The following is a 6,766-nucleotide window of genomic DNA, read 5'->3' as shown; positions in this document are numbered from 1 at the left end:
CAGGCTCCGCGCTTTGTAACGGGCGATCCTGACCTGTGAGGCGATCTCGGCAAGCAGGTTCTCGTCGTCGACCCGGCGATTCGACGGCTGTGTGAAGCATTTTGTCTTCCATTACAGTCAGCCGTCTATATAATCGAACGCAGGTTGCTGTTTTCGAACGAGTATCTGCAGCCGATCACCTGAGGGGACGGTATGGGAAGAATGGAAGGCAAAGTCGCCTTCGTAACCGGTGCCGCGCGTGGGCAGGGACGCAGTCATGCGATCCGGCTCGCGCAGGAGGGCGCCGATATCGTCGCACTGGACTTGGCGGCATCATTGCCGACTGTGCCTTATGCCGGGGCGACACCGGACGACCTGGCCGAGACGGTGCAGGCGGTGGAAGCTCTCGGTCGGAACATCGTCGCGACAGAAGCCGACGTTCGCGACTATGAGGCACTCGAGCAGGCGCTTGCCGAAGGGGTGGCACGATTCGGTCGAGTCGACACGGTTGTCGCCAATGCCGGCATCTTCGGCGTCGGCCGCCTCGACACTCTGCCCGAGAAGGCGTGGCGGGAGATGCTCGATGTCAACCTCACCGGCGCGTGGCTCACGGTCAAGGCCGCAATCCCGCACCTACGGGCCGCGGGCGGTGGGGCTGTCGTGATCACGAGTTCCGGCGCGGGTGTGCACGCGAGTCCGAATATCGGTCACTACGTTTCGTCCAAGCACGGCGTAATCGGGCTCATGCGGACTCTGGCATTGGAACTGGCCGGTGACTCCATCCGGGTGAACTGTGTGCTACCGGGAACGGTGGATACGCCGATGGTCCAGAACGAGGCGATGTACCAGCTCTTCCGGCCTGATCTCACCGGACCCGACCGGGCCGATTTCACCCAGGCCGCACGTGGTTTGGCGGTCCTCGATGTGCCCTGGGTCGAGTCGGTCGACGTGTCGAACGCAGTACTGTTCCTCGTTTCGGACGAAGCACGCTACATCACGGGCGTGGCACTGCCGGTTGATGCGGGAACGAACATCAAATAAATCGTCCGGCGGCCGCACGGGGGCCGTATGGCTGCCCGGCGGCACCTACGGCCTCGGACCGAACGAGCCGTAGCCGAAGCGAAGAAATTACTGTTTCACAGCCGGCTGGACCGGCTCTGTGGCCGGTCGGCGCGTCGTCTCGGGCATCGTGGGCTCCGGCGCGTTGGGATGTTCCACGAACAGGTTCGGGCTTTCCGGTGTCTCGGACTCGTTGCCCAGCAATGTGTAGCAGATCAGGCCCAGCAACGCCCAGACAGCGACATAGCCCGCGACCAGCCATGGTGTACCGCCCCCGGCGAGGACGAGGGCGGTGGCGACGAAGGGGACGGTCCCGGCAACCGTCGCCGCGCTTACCTCGCGAACGGCCGCGATACCCGAATAGCGGACCTCGGTCGGGAAGAGGTTGGCCAGAACGCCGGGGAACGCACCCGCGCCCGGACCGTAGGCAATCGCATATGCCAGTGCCATGCTGCCCGCCGCGAGCCAGAAGACGCCTGTTCGCAGGCCGAGAAACAAGAGGAAAACACCCGGGATGGTCACTACCAGCGAAGTCATCCAGATCCGGCGGAACCCGTACTTGTCGCAGACAGCACCGAAGAAGATGGTGGACACTACGCCCACGACTGTGCCGACCGAGAGGATCGCGAACGCGTAGGTCGCCGGCATCCGAACGGTATTCCGCAAGTAGCTGGCAATGAAGACGGCCAGCACCGCGGCCAGCACATTCCAGGCGTTGATCAACATGAACGCGAGGAACAGCCGCCGTTTCATCGTCGCGAAAAGCAGGGCGAGTGGCCGATGCTCACGCGCGGCGCGGTTTTCGGCCCGGGCCGTAGCCGTGCGGTATTCGGGGGATTCCTCGAGGCGGGTGCGCAGATAGAGCGCGACCCCGAACAGCAGACCGGCCGACAGGAACGGCACCCGCCACCCCCACGACTGCATGGCCGCGTGGGGCAGCGAGGAAACGGAGAGGAAGGCCAGGCTCGACAACAGAACACCGATGAGCGAGGTGCTCTGCAAGATCGCCGTGTAGAGCCCGCGCCGCTCGAGCGGCGCGTACTCGGCGACCAGAGCGATCGCGCCGGCGACCTCGGCGCCGGCCCCGAAGCCCTGGCCCACCCGGAGCAGGACGAGCAGGATGGGGGCGCATACCCCGATCATGGCGTAGGTGGGCACGAGCGCGACCGCGACGGTGCAGCCGCCCATCAGAACGAGACTGATCATCAAGGCCGGTTTGCGCCCGCGCCGGTCACCGATCCGGCCCAGGACCAAACCGCCGAGCGGACGGACGAAGAAGGCAACTCCATAGGCGCCGAACGCGGCCAGAGTGGCGAGACCGGGGGAGAAGCGCGGAAAGAAAAGATCGCCCGCCAAGATCGCGGCGAGGGCGCCATAGAGAGCGTAGTCGAACCACTCGATGATCGTGCCGGCCGACGCGGCGACCAGTGCTCGGCGAGCCGGGGCGGTGGCCACGCGTCCGGTGAAATCCTTCATCTGTTGTCGAATCCTGTTGTGGCCCACTGCAGATCGAGTTGATTCAGACGGGACAGGACACCGGTGGACGCTCGCACCTCCGCGCCGTCGGCGACTCGGAAATCGGGAATCCGCTTCAGCCATTCTTCGAGGAAGATCTTCAGCTCCAGCTTCGCCAGACGCATTCCCACGCAGGAGTGGGGGCCGTGGCCGAAGGTCACGTAATGGTGGTCCAGCCGTGCGAAATCGACCACCATCGGGTTCGCGTTGACGGTCTCGTCGAGGCCGCCGACCGCGAAGATCGCGAGCGCGATGTCGCCTTCGCGCAGGGGTGCGCCGTTCAGTTCCACATCGTGGCGCACCAGCCGTGCGGTCTGGGTGAGCCCGAACCGCCGGCAGAACTCCTCGACCGCGTGGTTCAGGAATTCCGGATTGTCGATCAGCTCCGCGCGATGTGCGGGATGCTCGGCCAGGAAACGAGCGACGAATGTGGTCAGCGAGGCGGTGGTGTCCAGGCTTGCGGAGAGCAGCAGCAGGCACATGCTGAATACCTCATCGGTCCGCAGCCGGCGACCGTCGACCTCACTGCGGATCAGCGAGCTGATGAAGTCCTCGCGCGGCCTGGCGATGCGCTCGTCGATCTGTTGTTGCACATAAGCGGATATTTCCGCCCACGCGGCGCGTGACTCTTCCGGGTTGTCCATCGCCGGCGCCCGCTCGAAGGCCCTTCGCAGACGTTCGCCATCCTGGACCGGCAGGTCGACCAGGGTGAGGAACGCCGCGGTCGGCATCGCACCGGAGATTTCCGTCACGAACTCGCACCCGCCCCGGTGGTACACACCCTCGATCGCGGCCACGACGGCGGCCCGTGCCTCTTCGGTGATGGCGCGCAGGCGGCCGGGGGTGAAGGCGGGTGTCAGGAGTCGTCGGTAGGCGCTGTGCTCCGGCGGGTCGAGCTGGGTCGGTGTCAGCATCGGGACAATGCCCTGCGGGACGAACATCTCGGCGTTCGAGAAGTTCTCGTATTCGGATGCGACGCGGCGTAGATCCTCGAATCGCGTGACGACCCAGTGCCCGCCGTAGTGGGGTGTCCAGAATACTGGTGGGCAGGTGTCCTGAACGTTCTTCCACAGCTGATGGATGTCATCGGTCGTGACACCGTTGTTCATCCCGGGGATGTTGTAGACGTCGATGTCGCGCACCAGATAGTCGGGTACGTGACTCGGAATGGTCGCTGTCGTCATCGACACCGCTCCTTCTCGAATGCTGACCGGCGTGCTGTAGTCCCGGGCGGAATCACACCGAGCGAGCCGGCGAAGGCCGAGGGGCGCACCATGCCCGCCCGGTGTGGCGCACTTCATGAGGCCAGTCACATGACGTGGATTCGCTGAGCCGCGTCGCGTCGGTGATCCACTTCCGCTGATGTCCGCTCGGCGAGCGCGCTCGATAGCGCCGCGCCTCGAACTATGACCTAAATCATGTTCATTGTCAATCGCTCAATCTCGGGGATTAGTACGGGTTTTCGCCCCGCAAGCGCACAGCATGCGCTATAACCATGCATATAGTTTAAGTATCTAAGGCGTCTTGCGAACCATGCGCGCATCCCGAGCGGAGTCAGACCGCCGCGTGCCCCATAGCGGAGACCGCCGCGCCTCTGCCTGTCCCGCCGTCGATGAGTGAAGCGGGGCCGGATGTGGCGCGGGTGGCTGCCGACATCCGATGCCTCCAGCTCGGACACCGACAGGAAGTGAATCATGACCGCGACCACGACAGCGCAGTCGTCCGGCGCCCGGCCGCGAAGATGGCGTCGCGACGTCATCAGCGGCGTCGCGGGCAACGCCGTCGAGTATGCCGACTTCGCCATGTGGAGCGCCTTCGCGCTGTACTTCACCACACAGTTCTTCCCCGTCGAAAACCAGACGGCCCAATTGCTGTACGGCGCCGGGATATTCGCGGTCGGGCAGATCGCCCGGCCGCTCGGCAGCATCGTGTTCGGCAAGCTCGCCGACAAACGCGGCCGCCGGCTCAGCCTCACTTTCTCGGTGACATTGATGGCGGTGTCCTCGTTCGCGATCGCCGCGGCGCCGAACTACCGAACGGCGGGCCTCACCGGCGCGGTCATACTTCTTCTCGCGCGCATCCTGCAGGGCCTCAGCGTCGGCGGCGAACACGGTGCGGCGGCCGCGTACATCATCGAGTCGGCGCCGGAAAGCCGTCGGGGCTTCGCGTCCAGCCTCCAGTACATCGGTGTGACGGTAGGCGGCCTGCTGTCGATCATCGTTCTGATCGTTTGTCAGGCGGTCTTCCCTGAAGGGGCTATCGAGCGATGGGGATGGCGGCTCGCCTTCACCTTCATGGGGTTGGTAGCGCTCGCGGTATTCGCGGTCCGCCGCACGATGTCGGAAACCGAAGCCTTCCGGACGGAAGAGCGCCGGGTCCGTCAGGCGCAGGCCGACAACCCGGGGATCAGGGCGGACGACAGGGGGAGCTTCCGGGTCCTGTGGCGGTATCGCAGATCCTTGCTCACTGTCTTCGCGCTCGGGGCGTCATCGACGCTGATCTTCCAGACGATCGCGTCCTACAGCACCACCTATCTGGTCAACACCGCGGGAATGAGTCGTCCGGAAGCGACGCAGCTGCGTTTGATCGGTCAGGTCGTGATGTTGTTCGCGTTGCCGGTGTTCGGCCTGCTGTCGGACCGCGTCGGCAGACGGCCCATGCTGGTCGCCGGTTTCGTGCTCTCATCCGTTGCTGTGGTTCCGATCTTTCGGGGGTTCGGAACCGGCTCCTACGGTCTGTCGCTGGCACTGCTGACGTTGGGCATCGTTGCCATCGCCATGATGCTGTCCGTCATGGCGACGGTCACCGCGTCGGCGTTTCCCACCGCGGTTCGGACACTTGGCATCAGCCTCCCATACGCGCTCGCCATCGCCCTGATCGGCGGGACTGCTGACGTCATGGCGCTGGGCCTGCGTGAAGCGGGCCAGGAGAACTGGTTCTTCGCCTGGGTCGTGCTGTGGGGGGCCATCGGACTCGTCGCCAGTCTGCGCGTGCGCGCAGCGGCCGAGGTCGTTTCTCCGGTCGTGACATCGAAGGCGGATCCCGAGCACGCTCGCTGACCTCAGCTCGCGATCGGTCTCGTTGTTCTCGAATATGCGCAAACGAGCCCGGCGGGACCGGGGGACCGGCGTGTCGAATCGGGGCACTCTGGCCGACCGGAACTCACGGGCCGGTCAGAGTGCACGTCGCAGTCGCAGATTCCTACTTGATGGCCCCACCGGCGTCGACGGGCAGGGTCACTCCCGTGATGTAGCGACTCTCGTCGGAAGCGAGCCACAGGACAGCATTGCTGACATCGCCGGAGTCGACGAATGGCACCGGTATGAGGTTGAGGAAGCTCAGGGCTTGCTCGACCTCCTCCTTGGTCGGGTTTTCGAGATCGGGTCGGAACGCGCGCGAGATCGTGTCGTTCATGATCATCGGGGTGTCGACATTTGTGGGGTGAATACTGTTCACGCGGACCCCGTATGGGGCGAGTTCTCCGGCCAGCGTGCGCATCAGGCCGACCATCCCGTGTTTCGACTCGGCGTAGCCGCCGCCCGCGCCCAGTCGGCGCAAGCCCGCCAGTGAGCTGGTGAGAATCACCGAGCCGCCGCCCGTGTCGATGAGCGGCTGGCGGCAGACTTCGACGGTGCTGTAGGCGCCCGTCAGGTTGACGTCCACGATCAGTCGGAAATTGGCGACACGCGCGGCGATATCGGGCAATGGGTCCAGAGGGCCGAAGATGCCGGCATTCGCACAGACGATGTCGAGCCTGCCGAACTCGGCGAGCCCGTCCCTCAGTGCGTTCTCGAGCTGTCCGGGGTCGCGGACGTCAGCGACCCTGGCGACGATTCGTCGACCCAGTTTCTCCACCTCGTGGACGGTCTGCTCGAGGTCCTCCGGCGTGGACATCGCATACGGCACGCCTGGAATCTGCTCGCAGATATCCACGGCGATGATGTCGGCCCCCTCGCCGGCGAGGCGGACAGCATGACTGCGGCCCTGTCCCCGGGCGGCACCGGTGATGAAGGCGACCTTGCCTTCGACGCGTCCCATGAGCACTCCTTCGGTATAGCAATATTTCCTGTACATAGTTAATCATCTGAATCGAGAAAGAAGTGCGAAATGCTATGGATAACACCATCCTTGTTCGCAGAACATGTGTATGGTTAACTGACCAGTGCCAGAGCTGGCCGTGTGGTATAAGCGCTGACCGAATGCTGCCGAGCCA

General features: G+C 64.6%; 5 protein-coding genes. 2 read left to right on the top strand and 3 right to left on the bottom strand.

Going from position 1 to position 6,766, the window contains the following annotated elements:
* The first annotated feature begins 192 nt into the window (after window positions 1–192).
* Window positions 193–1,020: a mycofactocin-coupled SDR family oxidoreductase gene (locus IRT45_RS21240; RefSeq protein ID WP_194807587.1), complete on the top strand. Its 828-nt coding sequence runs from the start codon at window positions 193–195 to the stop codon at window positions 1,018–1,020.
* 87 nt (window positions 1,021–1,107) lie between these two features.
* On the opposite strand, the gene IRT45_RS21235 is transcribed toward IRT45_RS21240, so the two are convergent.
* Window positions 1,108–2,493 carry an MFS transporter gene (locus IRT45_RS21235; RefSeq protein WP_194807586.1) on the bottom strand — a complete coding sequence of 462 codons (1,386 nt, stop codon included), beginning with the start codon at window positions 2,491–2,493 and terminating at the stop codon, window positions 1,108–1,110.
* Window positions 2,494–2,510: 17 nt separating this feature from the next.
* A complete protein-coding gene (locus IRT45_RS21230) occupies window positions 2,511–3,737 on the bottom strand; it encodes a cytochrome P450 (protein ID WP_194807585.1) in 1,227 nt (408 codons plus the stop codon).
* A gap of 510 nt (window positions 3,738–4,247) precedes the next feature.
* Here IRT45_RS21230 and IRT45_RS21225 point away from each other — a divergent pair.
* The gene (locus tag IRT45_RS21225; protein ID WP_194807584.1) at window positions 4,248–5,612 is read left to right on the top strand and encodes an MFS transporter; all 1,365 of its coding nucleotides are present in this window, start codon (window positions 4,248–4,250) and stop codon (window positions 5,610–5,612) included.
* Between the two features lie 142 nt (window positions 5,613–5,754).
* Here IRT45_RS21225 and IRT45_RS21220 read toward each other — a convergent pair whose 3' ends face one another.
* On the bottom strand, window positions 5,755–6,591 hold the full coding sequence (locus tag IRT45_RS21220; RefSeq protein WP_194807583.1) for a mycofactocin-coupled SDR family oxidoreductase: 837 nt from the start codon (window positions 6,589–6,591) through the stop codon (window positions 5,755–5,757).
* Window positions 6,592–6,766: the final 175 nt, after the last annotated feature.

The sequence above is a fragment of the Nocardia sp. BSTN01 genome (assembly GCF_015354405.1).
In the GTDB taxonomy this organism is placed as follows: Bacteria; Actinomycetota; Actinomycetes; order Mycobacteriales; family Mycobacteriaceae; genus Nocardia.
Note: the sequence above shows the minus strand (reverse complement) of the source record. Positions and strands in the feature narration are given on the sequence as shown.

Coding starts and splice junctions, on each gene's coding strand:
- IRT45_RS21240 (WP_194807587.1), top strand. CDS start 193: ATGGGAAGAATGGAAGGCAAAGTCGCCTTCGTAACCGGTGCCGCGCGT.
- IRT45_RS21230 (WP_194807585.1), bottom strand. CDS start 3,737: ATGACGACAGCGACCATTCCGAGTCACGTACCCGACTATCTGGTGCGC.
- IRT45_RS21225 (WP_194807584.1), top strand. CDS start 4,248: ATGACCGCGACCACGACAGCGCAGTCGTCCGGCGCCCGGCCGCGAAGA.
- IRT45_RS21220 (WP_194807583.1), bottom strand. CDS start 6,591: ATGGGACGCGTCGAAGGCAAGGTCGCCTTCATCACCGGTGCCGCCCGG.